This is a genomic window from Streptomyces sp. NPDC002754 (genome assembly GCF_053592315.1).
Genome location: NZ_JBSFVM010000009.1, coordinates 94,931 through 119,619 on the forward strand (window position 1 = coordinate 94,931; position 24,689 = coordinate 119,619).

Here is a 24,689-nt window from a genome sequence, read left to right on the forward strand (position 1 = left end):
GCTGTCAGCACTCCGGCGCGCGCGGGGACTCGAACAGTGCGTTCAGCAAGACCGTCAGCTGCGCGCGCTGCTCCTTGTCCAACGGTGCCAGGATCTCCTCTGCCGCGGCGCGGCGCGCGCTGCGCAGCTCCCGCAGGGCGGCCCGCCCCTTGTCGGTGAGCTCGATGCGGATGACCCGGCGGTTCGTGGGATCCGGCGCACGGCGCACCATGTCGGCCGCCTCCAGACCGTCCACCGTCGTCGTCACGGCGCGCGGCACCACCTCGAGGCGCTGCGCGAGATCGGCCATGCGCGGCGGCGTGTCGTAGTGCACCAGCGTGCGCAGCAGCCGGGACTGCGCGGGGGTGATCCCCACCGGCTCGAGCTGGCGGCGCTGTATCCGCTGCAGGCGGCGCGTCAGCCGCAGTAGCTGCTCGGCGAGGAAACCGTCGGCGTCCGGTGTCTTCATGTCGGGAACATTATCAGGACCCCGTGCATTGTGAATAGAGGTAACAATGCACTATGCTCCTCAAGGTTCGATCTCTGAAGTCTCTAGGAGGCCCATGCCCCGCGACGAAATCCGCTGGACGCCGCCTCCCGATGCCGAAGCATCGGGACAGCCGCGCCAGGTCCGCCGCATCCTGTCCCTGTTCCGCCCCTACCGCGGCCGACTCGCCCTCGTCGGGCTGCTGGTCGCAGCCGCGTCCCTGGTCACGGTCGCGACGCCGTTCCTGCTCAAGGAGATCCTCGACGTCGCCATCCCGCAGGGCCGCACCGGCCTGCTCGGCCTGCTCGCCCTCGGCATGATCGTCAGCGCCGTCGTGACAAGCGTCTTCGGCGTCCTGCAGACGCTGATCTCGACGACGGTCGGCCAGCGCGTCATGCACGATCTGCGCACCGCCGTCTACGGCCGGTTGCAGAGCATGTCCCTCGCCTTCTTCACCAAGACCCGCACCGGCGAGGTCCAGTCCCGCATCGCCAACGACATCGGCGGCATGCAGGCGACCGTGACCTCCACCGCGACCTCCCTCGTCTCGAACCTGACGAGCGTCGTCGCCACGGTCGTCGCGATGATCGCCCTCGACTGGCGCCTGACGATCGTCTCCCTGCTTCTGCTGCCGGTCTTCGTGTGGATCAGCCGCCGGGTCGGCCGCGAGCGCAAGAAGATCGCCACGCAGCGCCAGAAGCAGATGGCGGCAATGGCCGCCACGGTCACCGAGTCCCTCTCCGTCAGCGGCATCCTGCTCGGCCGCACCATGGGCCGCGCCGACTCGCTCACCAAGTCCTTCGCCGACGAGTCGGACGAACTGGTCGGCCTGGAGGTCAGGTCGAACATGGCGGGGCGCTGGCGGATGGCCGTCATCAGCATCGTCATGGCCGCCATGCCCGCGGTCATCTACTGGGCGGCCGGCATCGCCCTGCACTTCGGTGGCCCCACCGTCTCCATCGGCACACTCGTCGCGTTCGTCTCCCTGCAGCAGGGACTGTTCCGGCCGACCGTGAGCCTGCTCCAGACCGGCGTCCAGCTCCAGACCTCGCTCGCCCTGTTCCAGCGCATCTTCGAGTACCTGGACCTCCCGGTCGACATCACCGAGCGTGCGGACGCGATCCGCCTCGACACCGTGAAGGGCGAGGTCCGCTTCGAGAACGTCGAGTTCCGCTATGCCACCGAAGACGCCGCTGACGAGCGGCAGAACGCGATCCTGGACGGCATCGACCTCACCGTCCCCGCGGGCGGCAGCCTCGCCGTCGTCGGACCCACCGGTTCCGGCAAGTCCACGCTCAGCTATCTGGTGCCGCGGCTCTACGACGTCACGGGCGGCCGCGTCACGCTCGACGGCGTGGACGTACGCGACCTGGACTTCGACACCCTCGCGCGCGCGATCGGCGTGGTCTCCCAGGAGACGTACCTGTTCCACGCCTCGGTGGCCGAGAACCTGCGGTTCGCCAAGCCCGACGCCACCGACGAGGAAATGCACGCGGCGGCCCGGGCGGCCCAGATCCACGAGCACATAGCCGCGCTTCCGGACGGCTACGACACCGTGGTCGGCGAGCGTGGCCACCGCTTCTCCGGAGGCGAGAAGCAGCGCCTGGCCATCGCCCGCACCATCCTGCGGGACCCGCCCGTGCTCATCCTCGACGAGGCGACCAGCGCGCTCGACACCCGCACCGAGCACGCCGTGCAGGAGGCCATCGACGCGCTCTCCGCCAACCGCACGACGCTCACGATCGCGCACCGCCTCTCCACGGTCCGCGGCGCCGAGCAGATCGTGGTCCTGGACTCCGGGCGCATAGCCGAGCGCGGCACGCACGAGGAATTGCTCGGCCGCGAGGGCCGTTACGCGGCGCTGGTGCGGCGGGACGCGCGCGTGGAAGCGGCGGCGTGACGGGCGGCCTGCCCGAGCCACCATGACATCGGCGCGAACAGTGGGGAGAGTCCGTGAGGGAGCCAAGGAGCGCCGATATATGGCAGGGATGTACTGACACACGGGTTACCGTTCCGGCATGCAAACGGAGACTCCGCGACGGAACACGACGCGCATCACGCGCCGAGGGCGCGTCGCCCTGACGGTGACGGGGGCCGTCGTGGCGGCTACCGCCGTCGCGGTACCACTGGTCCTATCGGGCGAGGACGAGACGGACCAGGTTCTGACCATTCCGGAGGGCTGGCGTTCGGGGCAGGTGTACGACGCCGTCGACAAGGCGCTCGACGTCCCGTCCGGCACCACGAAGAAGGCCGCACCCAAGGCGCACCTCAAGCTTCCGGGCGACGCGGGTGGCAACGCCGAGGGGTACCTCTTCCCGGCGACGTATCCCTTGAGCGACAGGTCGACGCCGCAGTCGGTCCTTGCGTACATGGTCCACACGGCCAACAAGAGGTTCGGCGGCAGTGGCACCACCGCGGGCGCCGAGAGCAACGCCGTCAACCCGTACCAGCGCGTCATCATCGCGAGCATCGTGCAGGCCGAGGCGGACAACCAGGAGGACATGGGCAGGGTCGCCCGCGTCATATACAACCGGCTCGATCACGGGATGCCGTTGCAGATGGACTCCACCATCAACTACGCGCTCGGCCGCTCCACGTTGGACACCACCCACGCCGACACCAAGATCAACAACCCGTACAACACCTACGCGCGCAAGGGGCTGCCGCCCACCCCGATCGGTAACCCGGGGGAGCAGGCGATGCGGGCGGCGTCCAGTCCGACGGCGGGCGACTGGCTGTACTTCGTGACGGTCAAGCCGGGGGACACACGCTTCACCGCGGACCTGGCCGTGCAGGAGAAGAACGTGACGGAGTTCAACAAGATCCAGGCGAAGGCCAAGAACAAGGACTGACGGGGCGTACCGGGGTACCGGGGCGCCGGGGTGTCGGGCAGCAGGGCGGTACCCACTTGTTCGGTTCGGGGCGCCCGAGTGTGGCGCCTCACGCCGTGACCGGTGCCCTCCGGTCGAGTAGCCGCTGGATGTCGCGGACCGCGGCGCGCCCCGCGCGGTTCGCGCCGATCGTGCTTGCCGACGGGCCGTAGCCGACCAGGTGGATGCGGGGGTCGAGGGCCGCATGGGTGCCCTCGACGCGGATCCCGCCGCCCGCTTCCCGCAGCTTCAGCGGCGCCAGATGCTCGATGGACGCACGGAAACCGGTGGCCCAGAGGATCACGTCGGCCGCCACCTCGTGCCCGTCGTCCCAGGCCACGCCGGTCGGCGTGATCCGGTCGAACATGGGGTGCCGGTCGAGGACACCGTTCGCACGCGCCGCGCGGATCGCATCGTTCACCGGAAGCCCGGTCACCGACACCACGCTCAGCGGCGCGAGCCCCTGGCGTACCCGCTCCTCGACCGCCGCCACGGCGGCCCGCCCCTGGTCCTCGCCGAAGGGGCCCTCGCGGAAGACGGGCGGCCGGCGGGTCACCCAGGTCGTCGCGGCGGCGTACGGAGCGATCTCCATCAGGTGCTGCGTCCCGGAGGCCCCGCCACCCACCACCACTCCGCGCTGACCTGCGAACTCCTCGGGTCCCTGGTACTGCGCGGTGTGCAGCTGCCGCCCGCGGAAGGTCTCCTGTCCCGGGTAGCGCGGCCAGAACGGCCGGTCCCAGGTGCCCGTCGCGTTGATCAGGGCTCGCGTGGACCACACCCCGTCCGAGGTCTCGACGAGCAGCCGCCCCTCCTCCCCTTCGCGTACCGCCCGCACATCGACCGGGCGCCGTACGCGCAGGTCGAAGGCCTCCTCGTACGAAGAGAAGTACCCGGATATGACCTCCGAGGACGGGCGCGCGGGGTCGGCGCCGGTCAGCTCCACGCCGGGCAGCGCGTGCATGCCGTGCACCTTGCCGTACGTGAGTGAGGGCCACCGGAACTGCCAGGCGCCGCCGGGGCGGGGCGCGTGGTCGAGGACGACGAAGTCCCGCTCGGGCTCGAAGCCCACGCGGCGCAGGTGGTAGGCGGCGGACAGACCGGCCTGTCCGGCGCCGATGACCACCACGTCGACCGGGCGGGCCGAGGTGGTGGCGGTGTCGTCTCGTACCCCGATGTCGTTCACATTTCTACTAACTCCATCGGCGCGCGAGATCTTCCCGCCGGGGGATCAGGACTCCAGGATCAGGACTCCGAGATCAGGACTCCTTGTCGTAGGTGCGCGGAGCGGTGGTGGAGGGCGGCAGCTTGCCGTTGAAGCGGGTGTCGACGTACTTCGAGAAGTCGACCTTGGACGGGATCAGCTTCAACTGGGTGAAGGTGTCGGCGATTTGCTGCTCGGACGCGATGACGCCCTTGTCGACGGCGACCGTGACACGTGTGCCGTTCGTACGCTTCACCGCGTCGTACGCCGCCCCGTACGGCAGTCCGGTGTCCTTGGCCCACACCTTCGCCCAGGCCTGCGGATGCTTGTAGACCCAGTCCTGGGCGCGCCGCAGCCGGTCGAGATAGTCCTTGATGGCGGCGGACTTCTTCTTGTCGGCGAGCGCGATGGGGGAGGCGACCTGGAAGGCGAGCCCGTTGGTGACCCCGTCGCCGTCGGTGAGCACGCGACCGAGCTTCGCGCGCAGCGCTTGCGAGGTGTACGGGTCCCAGACGGCCCACGCGTCGACCTTGCCCGCGGTGAACGCGGCCAGCGCGTCGGCCGGCTGCAGGTACTTGACCTTCACGTCCTTCAGCGTGAGCCCGACCTTCTTGAGCGAGGCGACGAGCTGGTAGTGCGCCGAGGATCCCTGGGCCACCGCGATCGACCTGCCCTTGAGCCCCGCCGGACTCTTCAGCTTGGAGTCCTTCGGGACCAGGATGGTGTCACCCTTGGCGGTTCCGTGGCTGGCGGACACCACCTTGATCTTCGAGTCGGCGCCGGCCGCGAAGACCGGGGGTGTGTTGCCGACGCCGCCGATGTCCACGGCCTTGGCGTTGATGGCTTCGAGGAGTGGCGGCCCCGAGGTGAACGTGGACCAGCGAATCTTGTAGTCCAGGTCGTCGAGTTCACCGGCAGCCCTGAGTATCGCCTCCGAACCACCCTTCTGGTCACCGACGTTGAGGGTGAGTGACCCCTTTCCGTCGATGCCGCCGCCACTTCCGCCGCTGCCGGTGGAGGTGCTGGCGGTGGAGGCGCCGGAGCAGCCGGCGAGCAGGAGGGCGAGGGGAGCGAGGAGGGCGCCGGCTGTGAGGGGACGTCGCATGACAAGTCCGATCAGGGGAGGGTAGGGGGCGGGGGTTGGGATGGGCGTGAGCGGGGGTGAGTGGAGGCGAGCGGGCGGTCTGGGTCAGTGGGAGGACTCTTCCGAGCCGTCCACGCCCAGTCGGTTCAGCAGCTCGGCGCGCAGCTCGGCGAAGCGCGGATCGGTGAGATCGCGCGGCCGGTCCAGATCGATACGGGTCTCGTGGGCGATGACACCGTCGTCCATGACGAGCACACGGTCGGCGAGCAGCACGGCCTCCTCGACATCGTGTGTCACCAACAGGACCGCGCAGCCCCGCCGTTGCCACAACTCGCCGACCAGGCGTTGGGCCGTGATTCGCGTCAGTGCGTCGAGCGCGCCGAACGGCTCGTCGAGCAGCAGTAGATCGGGCTCACGCACCAGGGCGCGGGCGAGCGAGGCACGCTGGGCCTCGCCGCCGGACAGCGTCTTGGGCCAGGCGTCCGTACGATGCCCGAGCCCCACCTCCTCCAACGCCCGCTCGGCCGCGGCCCGTTCGGGCTTGCCCGGCAGGCCGAGCAGTACGTTGCGCCAGACCCGCTTCCACGGCATGAGCCGCGGCGCCTGGAACGCGACGGCCTTGCGCCGCGGCACGAGTACGGTGCCCTCGATGTCGCGGTCGAGCCCGGCGAGGATGCGCAGCAGCGTGGACTTGCCGCATCCGCTGCGTCCGAGCAGGGCAACGAACTCCCCTGGCCGTACATCGAGTTGAAGGTCATCGATGACGGCGCGCCCGTCGAAGGAGCGGGAAAGCCCTTCGACGCGGACGGCGGAACCGGCGCCGACAGTGGTCTCAGGGGCGGTGGTCACCGGCCGGTGAACGTCGGTCGCCATTGCAGCAGCAGCCTTTCGAGGGAACGGACGACGAAGTCGGCGAGCAGGCCGAGGAACGCGTAGACGATCAGGCAGACGACGATGACGTCGGTACGCAGGAAGTCCCGGGCCTGCACCATCAGGAACCCGATGCCGGCGTCGGCGTTGATCTGCTCGGCGAAGACGAGCGCCAGCCACGCGATGCCGAGCGAGTACCGCAGACCGGTCATCGCCCCGGGCAGCGCACCCGGCAGCACCACATGGCGTACGAGCCCCCATCGACTGAGCCCCAACGACTCACCGGCCTCGATGAGTTGGGGGTCTACACCACGGATCCCGGCGTACACATTCAGGTACAGCGGAAAGGACACACCAAGGGTGATGATGGCGACCTTCGGTGCCTCGCCGATGCCGAACCAGATGATGAACAGCGGGATCAGCCCGACGAACGGCACGGTGCGCAGCATCTGCACGCTCGCGTCGACGAGATCCTCGCCGACCCGGAAGAGACCGGACAACAACGCGAGTCCGGTCCCGACGACGACACCGCACAGCAGCCCGACGGCGACGCGTTGCAGCGAGACACCCATGGCCGCGGGCAGCGACCCGTCGGAGACAAGGTCCGCCCCGACGCGCGCGATGGTGCCGGGCGACGCGAGCACCTCGGGCGTCAACACGCCTACAGACGTGAGGACTTGCCACAGTGCGAGCAGCAGCAGCGGCCCACTGGTGCGGCGCAGCCAACGGGGGACGCGGGTGCGGCGGGTGGAGGAGGGGACGAGGGGGACGAGTTCGGGCGACGACGCCGGGGAACCGGGCGAATCGGGGTCGGCGGATGCGCCCGGTTTTTCGGCAGGCGAAACGGGCGGAGCATGACTGATGCTCATGGCACTCCATGGCAGGCGAGGGCACGCCTCGGTGTCAGCGGGCGCGCGTCAGCGGCGCACCGTCACGGACGAACACCGAAGCGGCAGCGAAAAAGAAGGTGAGGAAAGCGAGAGGGGAGGAGAGGGCGTCAGCAGCCGGGTCGACACGCGGCAGAGGCCACCCGCAGCAGGTCGATGTGACCGCGCGTGGTGAGCATGGCTGAACGCAACATGCGGCAGAACGTATCCAGTTGTCGACGTATGGTCAACAACGTCTCAGCCCATGGACCGGCCGTCCCGGCCGCCGCTCGTCCCCACCGGGCGCCCGGCCGCCTTCCTGGGCGACAATGTACCCATGTCAGACGTCTTCACGACCCGAGTCCTGGACCTCGCCACCGGCTCCACCGAGCGCGTCGTCGACCTGACGCGCGACTGCGAGTCCTTCCTGCGCGAGGTCGCCCACGGCCGCGACGGCCTCCTCAACCTCTTCGTCCCGCACGCCACGGCGGGCATCGCCATCATCGAGACGGGCGCCGGCAGCGACGACGACCTCCTCGCCGCCCTCCACACCCTCCTCCCCGCGGACGACCGCTGGCAGCACAGCCACGGCTCCCCGGGCCACGGCCGCGACCACGTCCTCCCGGCGCTCGTGCCACCGCATGCGACGTTGCCGGTGGTGGGGGGTGGTCTTGAGCTGGGGACGTGGCAGTCGGTGTGTCTGGTGGATACGAACGTGGACAATGCCAACCGTCACGTTCGGTTGAGCTTCTTTGGTGGGTGAGTTTGTCGTCCCAGGACCGACTCGGGCCGCCGTCGCCGTCGGCCGGCCGGCTATTCGGGGAACGGGCCGCGTACGGACACTCCTCCGTCGAGGACGATCTGTTGCCCCGTGACGTAGCGTGCCGCGTCCGAGGCCAGGTAGACGGCGGCCGCGGCCATTTCCTCCGGCGTTCCGTAGCGCCCGGCCGGGATCTCCGGGACCCAGTCACCGGCCGGCCCGGCCTGGTTGACCGCGATGTTGATGGCTCCGCCGGCGACGATGTTCATCCGGATGCCGTCGGCCGCGTACTCGGCGGCAACGGTGCGCGCCAGGCTGTAAAGACCGGCCTTCGCGGCGCCGTATCCGGCCTGCTCCGGTGCGGCCATGAACCCGGCGACCGAACCGATGCTGACGATGTTCCCGCCCGTGCCTTGTTCCAGGAACAGTTGGAGTACGCGCCGTACGGCACGCACCACGTAGCGCAGGTTCACCTCGTAGACGGTGTCCCAGTCCTCGTCCCTCATCTGGTGGAGTTTGACCGCGGGTATGAACGCGACCTGCCCGCCGACGACCGTGACCAGGGTGTCCAGACCGCCGAGCCGCTCGGCAGCGCCGGTGACCATGTCGTCGAGCTGCTCACGCGAGCGGACGTCGCCGCTGATCGCGTGGGCCGTGTGCCCGGCCTTCTGCGCCTCCTCCGCAGCCTCGGTCACCCGCTCGGCGTTCACGTCGGCCACGACCATGTGCGCCCCGGCGGCGGCGTAGGCGCGGACGATCGCGCGACCGATCCCCTCACCACCCCCTCCCAGAATCAGCGCGCGCATGCCGTCGAGTCTGCCGCTCACCTCGGTCATATGCCGTCCGTACCTGTCGAGTTGACCAAGACTAGTCACGGCGCCCCTCGAGCAGTCGGCATCTTCGATCGATCGGCGGTCACCAACCGGGACAACCCGCGATCGTAGGGTCCGCTACTGCTTGACCGGGGTCGTGCCGTTCATGGCGAAGTGGGCGGAGCACTGCTCGTCGGACCGGTTGCTCGCGTTCCAGACGCAGATCCACATCGTGTGGCCGATGTTGGAGACGGAGCTTGTTTTCGCGGCGCCCCACGAGGCGTGGAAGGTGTACGCGAGGTCGTCGCTGCGGTGCAGTGCGGCGCCGCAGCTCTGGTTCATCGAGGTGTTGAGCACACCTGCGAGCTCACCGGAGCCGTTGTCGCGCAGCCAGGCGGAGCAGGTGGCGTTGTTGCCGACCCAGGACGTGTCCGCCTCGGAGCCCTTGACCTGTGCCGGGTCTTCGTTGCCGTTGATGCCGCTGATGGACGACGAGGTGACGCGGGGGGCGGCTGGTGCCGAGGACGCGGCGGTTTTGGAGGGCCGGGACGGTAAGCGCGAGATGGATGCGCTCGGTGGGGCCGTGGCGGGTGTGTCGGTCGGGGCGGCAGGGGCCGGGCGCCCGGACTTCGCGGTGGGCGAGGTCTTGTGGTTCGGGCTCGCGGAGGACGTTCGTGTCGATCCGGCCACGGTCTCGTGGGTGGTGGGTCCATGGGCGCCGGCGTCGTCCCGGGAGCCCGACGGGATGAGTACGAATGCCGCGACCGCGCCCAGGACGATCACCGCGCCCGCCGTGAGCAGGAGCCGGCGAGTGCGTGGGCGGCGGGGTGGTGCCGGGGGCGCGGTCCGGGGAGTGGGTGTCGGTGTCGGTGTCGGATCCGCATCCAGGTCCGGCGGCGGGACGGTCTTCAGCTTGCTGACCGGGGTCGTGGCGAAATCGTGCCGCGAGGTGATGCGTGACATGACCTCGGAGGGCCACGAGGGAGGCGGAACGGGTAGGTGTGCGCGGGCCGCCTCCGCCACCTTGGCGGCGGTGGGGCGGTCCCCGGGGGCGGTCGCGAGGCAGGAGTCGATGATGGCGGCAAGGTCCGCGTCCGCGGCACGTAGTGGCTCAACGTCGGGGATGACACCGGGCGTTCGGCCCGAAGCCGCGTAGAGTGCCAGCGCCCCGAGCGAGTAGACGTCCGTGGGCGCGTCCACGTTCTCGTCCCCGGCTTGCTGTTCCGGTGCCGAGAATCCCTGCGTGCCGTAACTGCCGCCGCTCCTGGTCAGCCTCGCCTGGTCCGCCGCGCGAGCGATACCGAAGTCGATCAGCTTCACGCCGTCCCGCACCAGCATGACGTTGGCCGGCTTGATGTCACGGTGCACGATCTCCAGGGCGTGCACGGCCGCCAGGCCGCCGGCCGCCTCGGCCAGCAGCAGCCACAGCGCCTCGGCGGGCAGCGGACCGCGCAGCCGGACCGCCTCGTCCACGGTGAGTCCGGGCACGTACTCGGTGGCGAACCAGGGACGCTCCGCGGTGCCGTCGCTCGCCAGCACCCGCGGGCCCACCCCGGCCGGTACCCGGTAGAGGATGCCGACCTCGCGTTCGAAGCGTTCGCCGGCGACCAGCCGTGGCCGGACGCGCTTGACGGCCGCGTAGCCCTTGTCGGAAGCCCCGAGGTAGACCTCGCCCATGCCGCCGATGCCGAGCAGGCCGATGATGTGGAAGCTGCCGATCTCCTGCGGATCGTCCGCGCCGAGCGGTTCGGCGATCGTGCCATCCGTCATCAACAGTTCCCCGACCGCTCGTGCTCACGGATGGGCAGGCTATCGACCAAGTCGGGGCAAGGCAACAGGAGTTGGCGGCAAACGCCCCTTTGGTCAGCGTGCACATTCTCGGGAGGACCGGTCCTCACGGCGCGCTCGTACACTGACGCGAGCCGAGCCGGAGGTATGTGACATGACGTACGGAATTTTCCCGCCCCAGATGCTGCCACCGGGCAGCCCCGCGGACCGGGTGCCCTCGGCGCCGCCAGGGACCATCTTCGTACTGGGGCCGGAGGGCGGGTATGCCGTGCCGCCGCGCCGGTACACGCTGCTGTTCGGGCGGGACCGTGAGGACGTGCATGTGCCGGTCGGTGTCGACGACCCGACCGTCAGCCGTCGCCACGGTGTGTTCACCTGCACGGCCACCGACAGCGACTGGTGGCTGGTCAACACCGGGAATCTGCCCATCGAACTGCCCGACGGTGTGCTGATACTGACCGGCCACAAGCGGCTCATCGAGTCCGGATACACCCCGCTGGTGATCAACTCGTCCAAGCGCCGTTCCCATCTGGTGGAGGTGCGCGTCGTGGACGAGGACGACCGCAACCCGCGCTCCGCGAGCGGTGCGGAGACCGTGGATCCCGAGACGGTCTATGAACTCGCCCCGCTGGAGCGGCTGGTGCTCACCGCGCTCGCTCGGCGCTACCTGGCGGGCCACGATGCCTTTCCGCTCCCACTGACCTGGGAGGAAACGGCCCGCCTTGCCAATGCCTCCCGGTACACGACCAAGTCCTGGAACCACAAAACGGTGGCGAACACGGTCGAGGACGTGCGCGAACGGCTGCACCGCCGGGGCGTGCGCGGGCTGTTGCGCGACGAGGTCGGTGAGCCGGTCGGCTCGACGCTCAGTGTCAACCTGATTCGGGAGCTGCTGAAGACGGCGACGTTGAGCGCGCAGGACCTGGAGTTGCTGGCCGACGACGACTGAGTGGAGTGCACGGTGTGTGTCTGTGCCCCGGCCGATGGGCGGCCGGGGCACACACCGTTTCTCAGGCCTCCGGTCCCGGCTCCCGCTCGGCCGCGGCGTGGTACGTGACATGCATCGTGCCGTGTTGCTGAGCGAAGACGGCCGCCTGATCCTGCGCCGAGCTCTGCTGCCGAGGCTCCGGCTCCGGCTCCGGCTGCGGCGGCAGTGGCTCGGTGTGGTGCGTCGTCTGCGTCACGTTGTTGTTGTCACCTACGACGAAGGTGCCGGAGACGTCCCCCGCGGTGATGTCTCCGTGAGTGGGTTCCGTGGGCATGGCCTGCCTTTCGTGGTGGGTGTGTGTCGGGGTCACGCGCCGCAGTCGGTCTGGAGGCTGTCCGACGCGGCGTTCATCGTCGAGGCCGCACTCGACGGGTCGACCTGCGAGTTCTCCGGGTCGCTCGCGTACGACTCGTAGTCGCTCGTGAGTTGCTGAGTGGCCGTCAGCATGTCGTCGAGGTCCGATTCCACCGAGCTGTCCTCGGCTTGGGAGATGGCCCCTTGCAACGTGGACTCGAGGGACTGAAGATCGCTGATGATGGTGCCGACCTGGGAACGCACCGTGCTGTCGTCGGGAGGAGTGGACGCGGCGCCCGAGTTGTAGGAGTTCATGGCGCTGTTGTACGAGTCGATCGAGTCCGCGGCGATGGCCGCGTCGGTGGAGTACTGCTGGAGATCCGAGGACAGGTCGGGGATCGCGGTCGCGCACACGGGATCGAAGCTGGGCGACGGGGTTTCGTCGGGCACCGTGTCGTCGTCGGGCACGGTGTCGTCGGCCGGCACGGTGTCGTACCCCGGGTTCGGCGAACTGACGGCGCTCGGCGCGGCGATCGGTGACGGGGTCGGCTGGTTGTTCGCGTAAACGATGGCGCCTACGCCCAGTACGGCAGCGACGCCGATCGCGCACGCTGCGGCGAGTGTTCCGCCCTTGGCCCCCGCCGCAACAGTGGCGACATGCGGCGCGTGGCCCGTGCCGGCCGCGGACGTCGTAGTGCTCGCGGAAGGCGTCGAGTGGGTCGCGGAAACGTGTGACCCCGAGAAGTCGATCCGCGGTGGTGTCGGTGCGGTGGCCGAGTGGGCGGTGGCCGAGTGTGCGCCGGTCCCGTGGGCGGTGACGTGCGACTGCGCGGCATGCGACTGTACGGCGTGCGACGACTGCGCGGCATGCGAGGAGGACATGTCGACCACCGGCCTCGTCGCCCCGTGGGCGGACGCGGACGCGGCCGTCTGCCCGTGACTCGCGGTGACGGACGCGGTGGCAGGCGTCGGGTCCGGGAGAACCGGCGCGTGCGCCAGGCCGGGCGCCGGGGCGACCGACCCGCCCCCGGCCGGCCCCATGGTGGCGATCTGCTGGGCCGCCGACTGCCCATGCAGCGCCGCGAGTTCATGCCACAGCGCCCCCGACTCGAGTACCAGGGCCGCCGTCATCGCGCCCCGCCCGATCGCCTTCCGCCGGGTGCGGGCCTCGTGCAGGAAGAACTTCTCGTCCTCCGCGAGCCCCGCGCTCCGCGCCGCCGCCCAGCCGACTCCGAGCAGGCTGCCCCACGCGTCGAACTGCCGGGACAACGCCAGCTTCGGCGAGGCGGCACGTGCCAGCGCCGAGCCGAGCTGCGCGTGTCCGCTCCGCTCCGCCCGCAGCACCGCGACGTCCAGGGCCTGGAAGTGCACCGCGACATCGTCCGGAGTGGTGTCCCGTGCCTCGACCCACAGGGTGAGTGTCCGGCAGAGCCGGTCGGCGGGGAACTCCGTCCGACGCGTGTCCAGCACGCAATCGGCGACATCCTGGGGGCAGCTGTAACCGGTCTCCGATGCGAGCAGCAGGCCGTGTCGCACCAGGCCGTCGGCGAGTGCGCCGCTGTCCGTCCGGTCGAGCAGTTCATTGAGGTGCCGGGGGGCCAGTTCGGCGCCGGACAGTGAGCCGAGCAGGTGCAGCAGGTCGCGTTCCTCGGGGCTGACCTTGTTGAGCAGCGCGGGAAGCAGTTCGGGCAGATCGGCGATGCCCGGCAGGCCCTTGCCGGTCGCGGCCGACATGGCGATGCGCCGCAGCCGGAGCGGGTTGCCGTCCACCGTGTCGCACAGCGCGTCCACGATCGGCACCTCGTCGGGCCGCAGCTCGCGGGAGAGCAGCGCCGACACCAACTCCGCTGCCGCCGCGGGCGTAAGACCCTTGAGCTCGATGGCGTGCACACCGTCGACCGTGGACCGTTCCTGTGCGGTGAAGACGAACGTGGACCGCGCGGCCATGTCGACGAGGCGGCGCAGCTCCTTCTGGTCGAGCGCCGCGTCGTCCAGGTAGATCCGCAGCCGCAGGGTCTTCAGGTGCTCCTTCAGCACCTCCCACGACGGCTTGTAGTTCGGCGCGTCGAAGCTGATGTCGAAGATCGCCTGCGCGATGTCATCGGCCGTACGTCCGCCGGCCTCGATGTAGGCGGCGCCGTCCTGGCCGAGCTCCGTCGAGCAGGCGAGATGGCGCAGCAAAGCGCTCTTGCCGACTCCGGACGCGCCCCAGATCTGCACCAACGGCCTTGCTGTGATGGCTTCTTGGAGTGTCCGCGCATCCCGTGCCCGGCCGATGAGCGGCTCGGTGGTGGAACGCGGCAGCTGGGAGATCGACGGGCGCTTGACCGGGTCCGGCGGCGTTCCACCCAGGATGCTCACGGTGTTGTTGTCGCCGATGACCACCGTTCCGGACACGTCGCCGGTCCGGATGTCTCCGGAACCGCCCGGAGCGCCGTTGTTCTGAGACATGTGCTTCCCTCGTTCTCTTCCGCGCCAGGTTCCCGGCACCAGGTCAGGCTGGCGCCGCCCCTTCGCGCGAACCCGGTGCTTTTACGTGTTCTGTCGCATTCGGCTAAGCGTTCTGCCGCATTCGGCTACGTGTGTCGTCGCATTCGGCGAGATCGCCGACGATCAGCTGGGCCCGGCCGCCGCGGCGATCCGGGCGAGGTGATCCAGGTCGTGGATGGTGATCCTGCGGTAGCCGGTCGTGATGGCGCCGGACTCCCGCAGCGCCCGCAGGGCCTTGTGGATGGACGACTCCGCCGCGCCGACCAGGGTGGCCATCTCCGGCTGTGACAGCGGAAGTTGGGCATCGAGTCGGCCGGGGCGCCCGTAGGTGACGGCGAGGTGGTGCAGGATCCTGGCAAGGCGTCCGAGTACGTCGCAGCCGGTGAAGTCGACGATCCGGCCGGTCGCCGTGCGCATCTTGGCCACGACGCTCGCGCTGAGCGCAAGCCCGATGGCAGGGTGCTGCTTTGTGCACTCCAGCAACTCGGAGCGCAGAATGTAGCGGGCCAACACCCTGCCGCACGCGGTCACGGTGCCGACGCGTGGCCGGCCGTCGATCCCGGCGAACTCCCCGACCAGGTCCCCGGCCATCCGCACCGCAAGGAGTGCCTCGCGGCCGTCCTGTGCGAGCGCGGTGACCTTCACCATGCCGCCGAGCAGGAGCAGTGCGAAATCCGATGTGTCCGCCTCGCGGATGGTGATCTGTCCGGCCGGATAGGCCACGCGGTGGCCGAGTCCCATGAGGATCGTGCGGTCGGCCTCGTCGAGCCGGCCGAGCAGCCCGGCCGGTGGCCAGTAGGCCGCGACCCCGCGAACACGTGTGGTGCTCATCGCCCCACCTCTCTTCTTGGTGCGGCCGAAACCGCACAAGCCGTATTAGTAGCCGTTCCGCCCGGGGACCCCTCCTCTACGGTCTCGTCAATCATCTTGTCCACACCGGATGTCCCGGACGACGGCAACTCGACCTCGATGTGCCGGAGTTCGCCGTGACCGTGGAGGCGCAGTGATTCCTAGATACGAGTACCGAGCCCTGCTGGCCTGCGACATCGCCGGCTCCGCGGGCCGCGGCGAGCGGCGGTTGCAGGAGATCCGCGGCGCGCTGCGTTCCGCCCTTGCCGACGCCCTGGGCGCGGTGGACCTGGACGTACGGGACTTCACCTACGGCGACACCGGCGACGGCTGCCGGCTCGTCGCACCGGCCCGACTGCCCAAGGCGGCCCTGCTGTCTCCGCTGCTCCCGGAGCTGGCCGTACGCATCCGTGCGCACAACCGGCAGGCCGGCGCGGACACCCGGCTACAGGTGCGGGTCGCGGTGCACGCGGGCGAGATCCGGCTCGACCCGGACGGCGCCGTCTCCGGCGCCCCCTTCGAGGCGCTGGCCCGACTGCTCGACTCGGACCCGCTCCGCCGCGCGACCCTGACCGGCACCGGCGGCACCCCGCTGGCCGCGATCCTGTCGCACCACGTCTACGACGACACCGTCGGGCACGGCCACGAGGGGCTCGACGCCGACGCCTTCACCGCCGCCGACGTGCGCGTCAAGGAGTACGCCGCGCGCGCCTGGCTCTGGTACCCGGGCAGCCCCATCGGACCACGCGCCGGCTCCGACCCGGTCTCCGGCCGCGACTCCGACTCCGCCTCCGTCGATCGGCCCGCGCCGCGACCAGAACGTCCCGCACCGTCCGAGCCACGTACCGCCTCCGTCGAGCAACTCGTCCGGGCCACGGGCCACGCGACGGTCTTCGCCGCTCACCGGGGCGACCAGTACATCCGCCACAACGACCGAGGTTGATACCCGCTGATGAACGAGGAACTCACCGCGCTGGCCGCAAGCGGCGCCACCGCACTGGTCTCCGCCATGGGCACGGATCTCTGGCAGGAGGCCAAGCGGCTGATGAGCCGCGTGCTCTCCCGGGCCCGCGGCAGCCGCAGCAACGAGCTGACTGTCGCGCTGGACCGGGCATCGACCGCCACGAGGGGAGCGGTCGATGCCCGGGCCGTGGACTACTGGACCGAGGCCCTGTCCCGGCTGCTCGACGGGGACCCGGGTCTCGCCCAGGACGTCAGTGCCCTGGCCTCGCTGCGCACCCCGGAAGGTCCTGACAACGTGACCCAGCTCAATTTCGCGAGCAATTCGGGTGAGGTGTACGCGGTGCAGAACGGCAGCCAGCACTTCGCGTCCGGGCCGACGCCCCACGAGCGCGGGGAACGGCCGTGAGCCGGGCCGACGGCCGGCGCGGCGCACTCATGGACGGGCGGCTGCGGTGGGTGCTGTTCGCGGCCGTCGTCATCGGCGCCTTCTTCGAAGTCGGCGCGGAACACCGGCGGTTCGGCCCGCTGGTGGACGCCTTGGCCCTCGCGGCCGTGGGGGTGATCGGCGCGGCGGCCGTGCTGGGCTCCGCGCCCGCGGCACGGTCGGCCGAACAGCGGGATCGACCCGCCCAGGAACCCCGCCCCGGCACGACACTTCCGATCTGCCGCTACGCCGCCGGGCCCGCGGCGCCCCAACCCCAGCCCCAACCCCCAAGGCCCCGGCCCTTCCTGCGCGAGCAGCCGACCGACCTGAGCGTCCCCCGCTTCGGCGACGGCGCCCGCGCCCAGGGCTACCGCTGGCTGCTGCCGGAGCGCACCGTGCAGAACGGGATCGCCGCCGACGAGGCCACGGTCGGTTCCTTCACCCTCCGCGCGGCCTCCGTCATCGGTCCTGGCCACCGCTGCGCCCAGCCCGCCGAGCCGCGCCAGGACTCCTACCGGATCGGACGAAGCGGGGACAGCCGGTACGCGATCGTGGCCGTGGCCGACGGCCTGTCGAGCGCGTCCCGGTCCGACGCCGGGGCCACCACGGCCTCCAGCCAGGCCGTCACCCTGTTGCGCGAGCAACTCGAGTCCGTGGGATTCGGCGGGCTCGACGCCAAGGACCTGTACGGGCGGATCGCGCAGTCGATCGCCGCGCACGCGAGCGGCCGGGGCGTCGACACCTCGGAGCTGGCCACCGTGCTGATCACCGCGGTGCTCGCCGAGCCGGACGCGAACGGCGTCGCGCAGGCCTGGATCGCGTGGCTGGGGGACAGTTCGGCCTGGACGCTCGACCCGCGTGTCCCGTCGTGGCGGTTCGCGGCAGGCGAGGCCAAGGACCGTACGTCCGCCGTGGTCTCGAACGAGGTCGCCGGCCGACTGCCCGACACCCCGCAACTGGTCGGGGACGTCTACGTCCCGCTGGCTCCCGGCGCCGCCCTCGCCCTGGTCACGGACGGGATCGGCGACGCGTGGGCGGACCCCGCGGGCAACGTCAACGAGTACTTCGCGAACGCCTGGCGTGCGCCGGTCCCGGCGACCCGGTTCACCGCCGACGTCGGCTTCGACGCGCCGCAGTGCCTTGACGACCGTACGGCGGTCGTGGCGTGGAACGGGGGCCGGGCATGACGGAATCCCCTCTCGCCAGCGGTGCCGGTGGCAGTCCGGCGGCCGATCCACGCGGCTTGGCGTTGCCGCGCACCGTGAGTGTCGGCGATCTCGGCCCGCTGGCCGAGCCGATCTCCGAACACAACGGCCAGGCCGTCGCCGTACGGCCGTTGACGAACCATCCGGGCTGGCTGGCCAAGCTCTACCGGCCGGACCAGCACCCGGAGGACGCCCAGCGGCTCGACCTGCTGATCGCGGCCCCGGACACACTGCCGGAGGAGGAGCGCGCGCTCCTGTACGCCGGTACGTGCTGGCCCGCGGCCCGGATCGAGGAGCCCGGCAACCCGGCCGTCGGCTGCGTGATCCCGATGGCGCCCGAGGAGTACCGGTGCGAGCTGCGGCGCGGCGCGTTCAGCGAGCGCCGCTTCGTGGAGATCGACTGGCTGGCGAAGTCCGACGAGTCGATCCGGGGCGTCGGCCTGCCGTCCCCCGGTGCCGCGGGCAGGCTGGACGCCTGTCGCCAACTGACGCGGCTCGCCGCCATCTTGGAGAGCCTGGGCCTGGTCTATTCGGACTGGTCGTTCTCCAACGCCTTCTGGAGTCCGGGCCGCAGCTCCGTGTACCTCATCGACGTCGACGGATGTCAGCCGGCGAAGATGCCCGACATCCACCAGCCGAACTGGGCCGACCCACTCACACCGCCGGGCACCGACGCGGACGAGTACACCGACCGCTACCGGCTCGGACTGCTCGTCGCCAAGTGCATGACGGGCCTGCGTGACGCGCACACCTTCCACACCGTCGCCGCGTCCCCCTGGCCGAGCCGGCCGGCCGTCTCCGAAGTGCTGCTCGACATGCTGCTCGCGACCGACCGCGAGCGACGCCCCTCGGCCGCCCAGCTGAACCAGGCGCTGAACGCCGGCCCCTATCTCAGGGCCACACCACGCCCGACACGCACCAAACTGCCGCCGCTGCCTGCGCGGCCCACGAAGCTCCCGGCTCCGCGACCGCCCGCCGTCTCTCAACAGGCGGCGAAGGAAGCCGAGTTGGGTTCCCAGAAGCCATCCGAGACCGCCACCCAGGTCGGCTGGGTGCTCGTCCTCGTCCTCGCCGCGATCCTGCTGATCGTGATCGCCGCCAACCACTAGCTCAGAGGTGCACCATGTCACTCTGCCTGCCCACCTACGTCGTGATCGACGCGTCATCGTCGATGAAACAGCACGAGGCAGTGCTCAACGCGACCCTTGCCCGTCTGCACTACAACCTGGCGACGAATCCTCGTGTCTCGGAGTTCGCCCGGGTCTGCGTGGTCGCCTTCTCCACCGATGTGCACGTGGTCATCCCGATGTCGGACATGGAGCAGGTACCGGTCATGCCCGAGGTGATCTGCGGCGGACGCACGGAGTACGGCAAGACCTTCGACCGGGTGCGGGAGTGCATCGAACAGGACGTCAGCGACCTGAGAACGCAGAACCTCGACGTGCTGCGGCCGACGGTCTTCTTCCTGACCGACGGTGTGCCCACCGACGCGCACTGGCGGGACCCGTTCCGCACACTCGTGAACCGGGACTGGCCGCGCCATCCGCATGTGATCGCCTACGGCTTCGGCGGCGCGCAGCGCGACGTACTGGAACAGGTGGCCACCAAGGCGCTGTTCATCGCCGACGGTTCGGACACCGAGTCCGCGCTCAGCGCGGCGATCACCGGTCTGCTGAACACCCTGATCGCCTCGTCGCAGAGTGGCCACATGCGGATCGACACCAACGTCCAGGGCTTCAACTACGTTGAGGTCGCCCAGGAGTACGTGGACTGATGACGGACATCGAATCGCGTGCCACGGCGACCCGTCGTCGGCGCGCCTCCACCGGACTCACCGCGCTGGCCGTGGCACTGCTCGTCTGCGGCGCCGCGGTCGAGGCGACGGGCCACCTTCTCGACACCCCAGGCAACGGGAGTGGGAACGGGAGCGGAAGCGGCCCGCGCCCGGCGACGACCGCGCAGCCGAGCCACACCCGCTCCCGCGCAGCCGAGCCGACACACACGCCGCCGCATTCGCCCCCGCCGGACCGCCGACTCCCGACCGCGCCCTCCCTTCCGCCCAGTCCCACGCCCACTGCTGCCAGTGGTCCGTGGAACGGGCGATAGAAACGGGCGATAGAGAGGTCAGATGCGGTCAGACGCCCTGGGCCGGCTCCTCCGCCCGCTGCCGCAGCAGCTTCTTGTCGGGCTTGCCCGCGTCCGTCAGGGGCAGCGCGTCCACGAAGGTGATGTGGGCCGGTTCGTACATCGGGCCGCGCTGCCCGCGCACCGCGGCCCGCAGCTCCTCCGCCTCCAACGCGACGCCGGGCGCGGCTACGACCGCGGCGTGCACCTGCTCCATGCGGTCGGTGTCCCGGACGCCGAAGACCGCGCTCTGCGACACCTTCGGGTGCGAGTTGAGCAGGTCCTCCAGCTCGGTGGTGTACACGTGACCGCCGACGACCACGATCATGTCCTTGAGCCGGTCGACGACGGTGATGTAGTTGTCCTCGTCGAGGAAGCCGATGTCACCGGTGTGCAGCCACCCGTTCCGCAGCACCTCGGCGGTCAGCTCCGGCTGCTTCCAGTAGCCCGTCATCGTGCCCTCGGACCGGATGCAGATCTCGCCCAGTTCGCCGACCGGCAGATCCTTGCCGTCGGTGTCACGGATGGCGACCTCCACGCTCGGCAGCACCTTGCCCGCGGAGCGCATCCGCTCGGGCCGGTCCAGGTCGTGGTCCGCGGGGGTGAGGACGCTGATGCCACCGGCCTCGTTCTGCCCGTAGAACTGCAGGAGTACGGGCCCGAAGCGGCGCACGGCGTCCGAGATCCGCGCGGGCGACGCCTGGCAGCCGCCGTACGTCAGGCCGCGCAGGCTGCTGAGGTCGCGGCGCTCGGAGTCCGGGTGGTCGAGGAGCTGATAGACGAGCGGCGGCAGCAGGAACAGGTGCGTGATGCGCTCGCGCTCGATGGTGGCGAGCACCTCGCCCGCGTCGAAGTCGTCTTGCAGTACGACGGTGCCGCCGGCCTGGAGGACGCCGTCCGCCAGCATGCCCGCGGCGTGCGCGAGGGTGGTGCAGGCGAGCTGCCGCGGCGCCTCCTGCTCCGAAGGGGTCGCTTGAGCCACCATCCGACGCATCCGGTTGACCTGCTCGAAGGTGGTGACGATGCCCTTGGGGTGGCCCGTCGTGCCACCGGTGTGCCGGATGGTGCAGATGTCGTCGGGGCGGGCGCGGGACACGAACGGCTCGTCGGGCTGCTCGGTGGCGAGCGCCAGCAGATCCTGCCCGATCTCGCGCTTGGACTCGCCCAGTACGAGTACGTGCCGTACGGGCGCGGCCTCGGTGATCTCCGCGGCGCGGTCCGCGTAGTGCGGGTCGACGATCAGTACCTGGGTCTCGACGTCCTGAACGATCGCAGCCTGAACGTCGGCCGACAGCTTGTTGTAGAGGTGGTTGACCCGGCAGCCCACGAGGTTGGCGGCGTACCGGGCCGCGACGGTCTCCGGCAGGTTGCCGCTGAGCAGGGTGACGGTCGCGTCGCGCGTCACGCCCTGAGCGGCGATCGCATGCGCCATGCGGTATACCAGCGACCGGAATTGACCTGCCGTCAGCCGACGGTCCTCGTGGACCAGGACCTCGCGGTCGGGGTGGGCCGCCAGCATGTCGAGGTTGTTCTCGACGAAGGTGCGGAAGGGGCCCGACGTGTCGGACGCCGCGTCAGATATCACCGGGTCGTTCGAACTGACCTTGGATGTCTGGGGTGTTGCGGGGGTGGGGGTGGGTGCGGATGCCTCGGCAGGCATGGATCGTCCTCCTGGGGCCACCGGCCCGCCAGTCTGCGTACGCGCCGGTGGTAGTGCTTTTGTTGGGCGTGGGGGAGGCGGTCCGGAGCCGTCGGCGCATGACACCGAGCCCGGCGCGAATGGCACCCGCCCAGGAACATTGGTTGCCCCGGACAACCAAGATCCAGGCTAACTCCCCACTCCTTCCGCACGCGCCTCGGGATGGCCCGCATCCGCACGCTTGACTCCTTCTTTTCCTTTGCCCTTCCGGGATTTGACCTCTGTATCCGTCGGTACGTGCCGCAGTTCGCGGCCCTACGCCGACGTCGCGGCCTGCGGCGAGCGCAGCACCAGCAGCGTGATCTCGCTGGGCGCGAAGACGCGGAAGGGTGGGCCCCAGAAGCCGGCGCCGCGGCTGGTGTAGAGGAGGGTGCGCGGGCCGTGGTGGCTGAGGCCGGCGAGGGCCGGCTGGTCGAGGCGGACCAGGTGGTGGAAGGGCCAGATCTGGCCGCCGTGGGTGTGGCCGGAGAGCTGGAGGTCGACGCCGTGGGCCGCCGCCCGGTCGATGAACTTGGGCTGGTGGGCGAGGAGGAGCACGGGGAGTTCGGGGTCGGCGCCCTCAAGGGCTCCGGCGAGGTGGGCGCGGTGGCCGGCAAGGCCGGAGGATTCGGCCGTGACGTCGTCGACGCCGGCGACCACGAGGGTGTCACCACCGCGTTCGAGCAGCAGATGGCGGTTGCGCAGCGGCTCCCAGCCCAGTTCGTCCATCAGGTCGACCCAGCCCTGGGCCTCGCTGTAGTACTCGTGGTTACCGGTGACGTAGACGAGGGCGCGGGTCGCCTGCACGGTGCCCAGCGGGGCGGCCTGCGCGCGGCGGCGTTCGGCGGTGCCGTCCGCGATGTCGCCGGTGTGGCAGACCAGGTCGGCCTCCAGGGTGTTCACCGTCTCGCAGAGCCGCTGCGACCAGCGGGCGCGGTCGAGAGGACCGTAGTGGGTGTCGGTGATCAGGACGACGCGGGTGCCGTCCAACCCGGCGCCCAGGCGCGGGAGTTGTACGTCGAGCCGTCGCACGCGCGGCACGCGCTTGGCCTCCGCGTACCCCCAGGCGAGCAGCACGGCGGACACACCGAGGACGGCCCACGTGACGATGCGCGCCCGGCCCTGACCGTCACCGACGCCGGCCACGGTCAGGGCGAGCCGCAGCAGAACGCCGAGCAGCACGGACCACGTGAACAGGACCCAGATGGAGCCCAGCAGCGTGTCACCGACGATCGCCGCGCGGTCCTGCTGGCGCCGTCCGTGGCCGCGCATCATCGTGAGCGGCATCCCGATCATGCCGAGGGCGAGCAGCACGGTGCCGATCGGCGTCACGGGGGCCGGCCAGTGCTGACCGGCGTACAGAAGGACCCAGCACGGCACCGCCCACAGCAGGACGGGGGCGATCAGGGGGATGTAGCGCATCAGGCGCTGAAGCCGGCTCCGTGGCGCCTCGCCTCGCCCTTTGTCGTCGGCGGCGGATCGGGTGTCGCTGGTCTCGGTCACGCTTCCCCTCCAGTTCCGGAGCTTCTTGGAGAGCTCATTGTCCGCCGTCGGGGAACGGGCGGTGTTCGGGCCCCGGTCCTGGCGTCCGCCCAGCCGTCGGCGCGAACGGGTCCAGTACCATCGCGCCCATGCGGCCTGCCGAATACACCGATGAGGACCTGGAGCAGCACTCCCTGCGCCGACGTGTCGCGGACGACGGACAGCGGTCGGGGTTCGAGCACGATGTGGACCGCATCCTGTACTCGACGCAGTGGCGGGCGCTCGCGGGCAAGAGCCAGGTCGTCGCGAGCAGCGAACTCGGCGCCTACCACACGCGGCTCACCCACTCGATGAAGGTCGCGCAGCTGGGGCGGCGCATGGCCGAACGGCTGGAGCGCCGCTACGGCGGACCGAATCCCGCACTCGTCGAGGCGGCCTGCATGGCGCACGACATCGGGCACCCGCCGTTCGGCCACGCCGGCGAGATGGCGTTGCGCGCGACGATGGACGAACTGCACGCCGGACACGGCGTCCTCGACAGCTTCGAGGGCAACGCCCAGACCCTCCACATCCTCACCTTCCTGGCCGCCCACAAGTACGCGGGCCATCGCGGACTCCACCTGTCCCGGGCCTGCCTGGACGCGGCCACGAAGTACCCGTGGGAGCGCGCCCCGCGCGACGTGGACCCGGCGCGGCACGCCAAATGGGGCGTCTACGCGGTCGACCGGGAGGCGTTCAGGTGGGTGCGCGCGGGCCGCGACGACGACTCGGTGCCCATCGAGGAGCAGCTGATGGACTGGGCCGACGATGTCACCTACGCCTGCCATGACGTGGAGGACTTCTATCGCGCCGGGCTGATCCCGCTGGCCGCGCTGTTTCCGTCACCCGGGGCCGCGGGCGGCGACACGGAGCGCGAGACGCAGCGCTTCCTGGACTACGTCTCGGCCAAGCGCCACCGCGCGGGCGCCGGTTTCGACCGCGACGAGGCGGTCCACATCCTGGCCGGCATCGCCAAGGCGCTGTCGATCGCCAAGCCCCACGGTGGCCGCCACGCGGACGATGTCGCCCTCAACGCCCGCACCGCCAAGCTGATCGACCACTTCACCCGCGACATAGACCTGGAGGTCGGCGGCGCGGCCGCGATCCGGTACGGTGCCCGCCTCGTCGTCCCCACCGAGCGTCGGACGGCCTGCGAACTGCTCAAGGAACTGGTCTGGTGCTACGTCATCGACCGTCCGGCCCTGGCCACCCAGCAGCACGGCAAGCGCCGCATCGTCTCCCAACTGCTGCGCTGGACCCACGAATCCCCGCACCTGCTGCCCACCGGCCGCGCCGAGGAACTCGACCTCCACGGCGACCCGCTGCGCGCCGCGGCCGACCACGTCGCGTCGCTGACGGAGGGGCAGGCCGTCTCCCTGCACCGGCGCCTGTCGGGTGTCGGCCTCGGATCCGTGACCGACGGCGACTGGCTCTGA

24 protein-coding genes are annotated in these 24,689 nt (G+C 70.4%); 11 read left to right on the forward strand and 13 right to left on the reverse strand.

Annotated features, from left to right (window positions below):
• Positions 1-4 precede the first annotated feature (4 nt).
• Positions 5-448, reverse strand: coding sequence for a MarR family winged helix-turn-helix transcriptional regulator (locus tag ACWD2L_RS20370; RefSeq protein WP_351331081.1), 444 nt, complete (start codon positions 446-448; stop codon positions 5-7).
• A gap of 94 nt (positions 449-542) precedes the next feature.
• On the opposite strand from ACWD2L_RS20370, the gene ACWD2L_RS20375 reads away from it, so the two are divergent.
• Positions 543-2,366 (forward strand): ABC transporter ATP-binding protein, encoded by a 1,824-nt coding sequence (locus ACWD2L_RS20375; RefSeq protein WP_351331080.1) that lies wholly within the window; start codon positions 543-545, stop codon positions 2,364-2,366.
• Between the two features lie 118 nt (positions 2,367-2,484).
• Positions 2,485-3,318, forward strand: a complete 834-nt coding sequence (gene mltG, locus ACWD2L_RS20380) for an endolytic transglycosylase MltG (RefSeq protein ID WP_351331079.1) — start codon at positions 2,485-2,487, stop codon at positions 3,316-3,318.
• An 88-nt stretch (positions 3,319-3,406) separates the two neighbouring features.
• On the opposite strand, the gene ACWD2L_RS20385 is transcribed toward mltG, so the two are convergent.
• From ACWD2L_RS20385 to ACWD2L_RS20405, 5 genes are all read right to left on the reverse strand, one after another.
• Positions 3,407-4,519: an NAD(P)-binding domain-containing protein gene (locus tag ACWD2L_RS20385; RefSeq protein WP_351331078.1), complete on the reverse strand. Its 1,113-nt coding sequence runs from the start codon at positions 4,517-4,519 to the stop codon at positions 3,407-3,409.
• Positions 4,520-4,592: 73 nt separating this feature from the next.
• Positions 4,593-5,642, reverse strand: coding sequence for an ABC transporter substrate-binding protein (locus tag ACWD2L_RS20390; protein ID WP_351331077.1), 1,050 nt, complete (start codon positions 5,640-5,642; stop codon positions 4,593-4,595).
• 84 nt (positions 5,643-5,726) lie between these two features.
• Positions 5,727-6,494, reverse strand: coding sequence for an ABC transporter ATP-binding protein (locus ACWD2L_RS20395; RefSeq protein ID WP_351331076.1), 768 nt, complete (start codon positions 6,492-6,494; stop codon positions 5,727-5,729).
• Positions 6,467-7,360, reverse strand: a complete 894-nt coding sequence (locus ACWD2L_RS20400; RefSeq protein WP_351331075.1) for an ABC transporter permease — start codon at positions 7,358-7,360, stop codon at positions 6,467-6,469. Before ACWD2L_RS20400 ends, ACWD2L_RS20395 begins: the two co-directional genes overlap by 28 nt.
• A gap of 128 nt (positions 7,361-7,488) precedes the next feature.
• On the reverse strand, positions 7,489-7,572 hold the full coding sequence (locus tag ACWD2L_RS20405; protein WP_451190507.1) for a putative leader peptide: 84 nt from the start codon (positions 7,570-7,572) through the stop codon (positions 7,489-7,491).
• 122 nt (positions 7,573-7,694) lie between these two features.
• Between ACWD2L_RS20405 and ACWD2L_RS20410 the strand changes: the two genes are divergently transcribed.
• Positions 7,695-8,120, forward strand: coding sequence for a YjbQ family protein (locus ACWD2L_RS20410; RefSeq protein WP_351331074.1), 426 nt, complete (start codon positions 7,695-7,697; stop codon positions 8,118-8,120).
• 50 nt (positions 8,121-8,170) lie between these two features.
• Here ACWD2L_RS20410 and ACWD2L_RS20415 read toward each other — a convergent pair whose 3' ends face one another.
• Together ACWD2L_RS20415 and ACWD2L_RS20420 are read right to left on the reverse strand one after the other, a co-directional pair.
• On the reverse strand, positions 8,171-8,953 hold the full coding sequence (locus tag ACWD2L_RS20415) for an SDR family NAD(P)-dependent oxidoreductase (protein ID WP_351331073.1): 783 nt from the start codon (positions 8,951-8,953) through the stop codon (positions 8,171-8,173).
• A gap of 114 nt (positions 8,954-9,067) precedes the next feature.
• Entirely contained in the window at positions 9,068-10,699 is a 1,632-nt protein-coding gene (locus ACWD2L_RS20420) for a serine/threonine-protein kinase (RefSeq protein WP_351331072.1), read from the reverse strand.
• Between the two features lie 172 nt (positions 10,700-10,871).
• On the opposite strand from ACWD2L_RS20420, the gene ACWD2L_RS20425 reads away from it, so the two are divergent.
• Positions 10,872-11,666 (forward strand): FHA domain-containing protein, encoded by a 795-nt coding sequence (locus ACWD2L_RS20425; RefSeq protein WP_351331071.1) that lies wholly within the window; start codon positions 10,872-10,874, stop codon positions 11,664-11,666.
• 61 nt (positions 11,667-11,727) lie between these two features.
• Here the strand turns inward: ACWD2L_RS20425 and ACWD2L_RS20430 are convergent, their stop codons facing one another.
• From ACWD2L_RS20430 to ACWD2L_RS20440, 3 genes are all read right to left on the reverse strand, one after another.
• The gene (locus ACWD2L_RS20430; RefSeq protein WP_351331070.1) at positions 11,728-11,979 is read right to left on the reverse strand and encodes a hypothetical protein; all 252 of its coding nucleotides are present in this window, start codon (positions 11,977-11,979) and stop codon (positions 11,728-11,730) included.
• Between the two features lie 32 nt (positions 11,980-12,011).
• Positions 12,012-14,450, reverse strand: coding sequence for an ATP-binding protein (locus tag ACWD2L_RS20435; protein ID WP_351331069.1), 2,439 nt, complete (start codon positions 14,448-14,450; stop codon positions 12,012-12,014).
• Between the two features lie 162 nt (positions 14,451-14,612).
• Positions 14,613-15,320 carry a Crp/Fnr family transcriptional regulator gene (locus ACWD2L_RS20440; RefSeq protein WP_351331068.1) on the reverse strand — a complete coding sequence of 236 codons (708 nt, stop codon included), beginning with the start codon at positions 15,318-15,320 and terminating at the stop codon, positions 14,613-14,615.
• A 172-nt stretch (positions 15,321-15,492) separates the two neighbouring features.
• Between ACWD2L_RS20440 and ACWD2L_RS20445 the strand changes: the two genes are divergently transcribed.
• From ACWD2L_RS20445 to ACWD2L_RS20470, 6 genes are read left to right on the forward strand one after another with little or no spacing between them, the layout of a single operon-like run.
• Complete coding sequence (locus ACWD2L_RS20445) at positions 15,493-16,281, forward strand: hypothetical protein (RefSeq protein ID WP_351331067.1); 789 nt, start codon at positions 15,493-15,495, stop codon at positions 16,279-16,281.
• A 9-nt stretch (positions 16,282-16,290) separates the two neighbouring features.
• The gene (locus ACWD2L_RS20450) at positions 16,291-16,707 is read left to right on the forward strand and encodes a hypothetical protein (RefSeq protein WP_351331066.1); all 417 of its coding nucleotides are present in this window, start codon (positions 16,291-16,293) and stop codon (positions 16,705-16,707) included.
• The gene (locus ACWD2L_RS20455; protein WP_351331065.1) at positions 16,704-17,912 is read left to right on the forward strand and encodes a protein phosphatase 2C domain-containing protein; all 1,209 of its coding nucleotides are present in this window, start codon (positions 16,704-16,706) and stop codon (positions 17,910-17,912) included. The genes ACWD2L_RS20450 and ACWD2L_RS20455 overlap by 4 nt, the downstream gene beginning before the upstream one ends.
• A complete protein-coding gene (locus ACWD2L_RS20460) occupies positions 17,909-19,039 on the forward strand; it encodes a hypothetical protein (protein ID WP_351331064.1) in 1,131 nt (376 codons plus the stop codon). Before ACWD2L_RS20455 ends, ACWD2L_RS20460 begins: the two co-directional genes overlap by 4 nt.
• A 14-nt stretch (positions 19,040-19,053) precedes the next feature.
• Positions 19,054-19,704 carry a vWA domain-containing protein gene (locus tag ACWD2L_RS20465; RefSeq protein WP_351331063.1) on the forward strand — a complete coding sequence of 217 codons (651 nt, stop codon included), beginning with the start codon at positions 19,054-19,056 and terminating at the stop codon, positions 19,702-19,704.
• Positions 19,704-20,036, forward strand: a complete 333-nt coding sequence (locus ACWD2L_RS20470; RefSeq protein ID WP_351331062.1) for a hypothetical protein — start codon at positions 19,704-19,706, stop codon at positions 20,034-20,036. The genes ACWD2L_RS20465 and ACWD2L_RS20470 overlap by 1 nt, the downstream gene beginning before the upstream one ends.
• A 28-nt stretch (positions 20,037-20,064) precedes the next feature.
• Here the strand turns inward: ACWD2L_RS20470 and ACWD2L_RS20475 are convergent, their stop codons facing one another.
• Together ACWD2L_RS20475 and ACWD2L_RS20480 are read right to left on the reverse strand one after the other, a co-directional pair.
• The gene (locus ACWD2L_RS20475; RefSeq protein ID WP_351331175.1) at positions 20,065-21,573 is read right to left on the reverse strand and encodes an AMP-binding protein; all 1,509 of its coding nucleotides are present in this window, start codon (positions 21,571-21,573) and stop codon (positions 20,065-20,067) included.
• Between the two features lie 435 nt (positions 21,574-22,008).
• Positions 22,009-23,235, reverse strand: coding sequence for a metallophosphoesterase (locus ACWD2L_RS20480; RefSeq protein WP_351331061.1), 1,227 nt, complete (start codon positions 23,233-23,235; stop codon positions 22,009-22,011).
• 128 nt (positions 23,236-23,363) lie between these two features.
• Here ACWD2L_RS20480 and ACWD2L_RS20485 point away from each other — a divergent pair, with 128 nt between their 5' ends.
• On the forward strand, positions 23,364-24,689 hold the full coding sequence (locus ACWD2L_RS20485; protein WP_351331060.1) for a deoxyguanosinetriphosphate triphosphohydrolase family protein: 1,326 nt from the start codon (positions 23,364-23,366) through the stop codon (positions 24,687-24,689).

What these genes read in the sequence shown, in the direction of transcription:
- ACWD2L_RS20485 (WP_351331060.1), top strand. Translation starts at nt 23,364, where the DNA reads ATGCGGCCTGCCGAATACACCGATGAGGACCTGGAGCAGCACTCCCTG.
- ACWD2L_RS20400 (WP_351331075.1), bottom strand. Translation starts at nt 7,360, where the DNA reads ATGAGCATCAGTCATGCTCCGCCCGTTTCGCCTGCCGAAAAACCGGGC.
- ACWD2L_RS20415 (WP_351331073.1), bottom strand. Translation starts at nt 8,953, where the DNA reads ATGACCGAGGTGAGCGGCAGACTCGACGGCATGCGCGCGCTGATTCTG.
- ACWD2L_RS20375 (WP_351331080.1), top strand. Translation starts at nt 543, where the DNA reads ATGCCCCGCGACGAAATCCGCTGGACGCCGCCTCCCGATGCCGAAGCA.
- ACWD2L_RS20465 (WP_351331063.1), top strand. Translation starts at nt 19,054, where the DNA reads ATGTCACTCTGCCTGCCCACCTACGTCGTGATCGACGCGTCATCGTCG.
- ACWD2L_RS20410 (WP_351331074.1), top strand. Translation starts at nt 7,695, where the DNA reads ATGTCAGACGTCTTCACGACCCGAGTCCTGGACCTCGCCACCGGCTCC.
- ACWD2L_RS20450 (WP_351331066.1), top strand. Translation starts at nt 16,291, where the DNA reads ATGAACGAGGAACTCACCGCGCTGGCCGCAAGCGGCGCCACCGCACTG.
- ACWD2L_RS20460 (WP_351331064.1), top strand. Translation starts at nt 17,909, where the DNA reads ATGACGGAATCCCCTCTCGCCAGCGGTGCCGGTGGCAGTCCGGCGGCC.
- ACWD2L_RS20395 (WP_351331076.1), bottom strand. Translation starts at nt 6,494, where the DNA reads ATGGCGACCGACGTTCACCGGCCGGTGACCACCGCCCCTGAGACCACT.
- ACWD2L_RS20475 (WP_351331175.1), bottom strand. Translation starts at nt 21,573, where the DNA reads ATGCTGGCGGCCCACCCCGACCGCGAGGTCCTGGTCCACGAGGACCGT.
- ACWD2L_RS20420 (WP_351331072.1), bottom strand. Translation starts at nt 10,699, where the DNA reads ATGACGGATGGCACGATCGCCGAACCGCTCGGCGCGGACGATCCGCAG.
- ACWD2L_RS20425 (WP_351331071.1), top strand. Translation starts at nt 10,872, where the DNA reads ATGACGTACGGAATTTTCCCGCCCCAGATGCTGCCACCGGGCAGCCCC.
- ACWD2L_RS20435 (WP_351331069.1), bottom strand. Translation starts at nt 14,450, where the DNA reads ATGTCTCAGAACAACGGCGCTCCGGGCGGTTCCGGAGACATCCGGACC.
- ACWD2L_RS20405 (WP_451190507.1), bottom strand. Translation starts at nt 7,572, where the DNA reads ATGTTGCGTTCAGCCATGCTCACCACGCGCGGTCACATCGACCTGCTG.
- ACWD2L_RS20370 (WP_351331081.1), bottom strand. Translation starts at nt 448, where the DNA reads ATGAAGACACCGGACGCCGACGGTTTCCTCGCCGAGCAGCTACTGCGG.
- ACWD2L_RS20470 (WP_351331062.1), top strand. Translation starts at nt 19,704, where the DNA reads ATGACGGACATCGAATCGCGTGCCACGGCGACCCGTCGTCGGCGCGCC.
- ACWD2L_RS20430 (WP_351331070.1), bottom strand. Translation starts at nt 11,979, where the DNA reads ATGCCCACGGAACCCACTCACGGAGACATCACCGCGGGGGACGTCTCC.
- ACWD2L_RS20440 (WP_351331068.1), bottom strand. Translation starts at nt 15,320, where the DNA reads ATGAGCACCACACGTGTTCGCGGGGTCGCGGCCTACTGGCCACCGGCC.
- mltG (WP_351331079.1), top strand. Translation starts at nt 2,485, where the DNA reads ATGCAAACGGAGACTCCGCGACGGAACACGACGCGCATCACGCGCCGA.
- ACWD2L_RS20390 (WP_351331077.1), bottom strand. Translation starts at nt 5,642, where the DNA reads ATGCGACGTCCCCTCACAGCCGGCGCCCTCCTCGCTCCCCTCGCCCTC.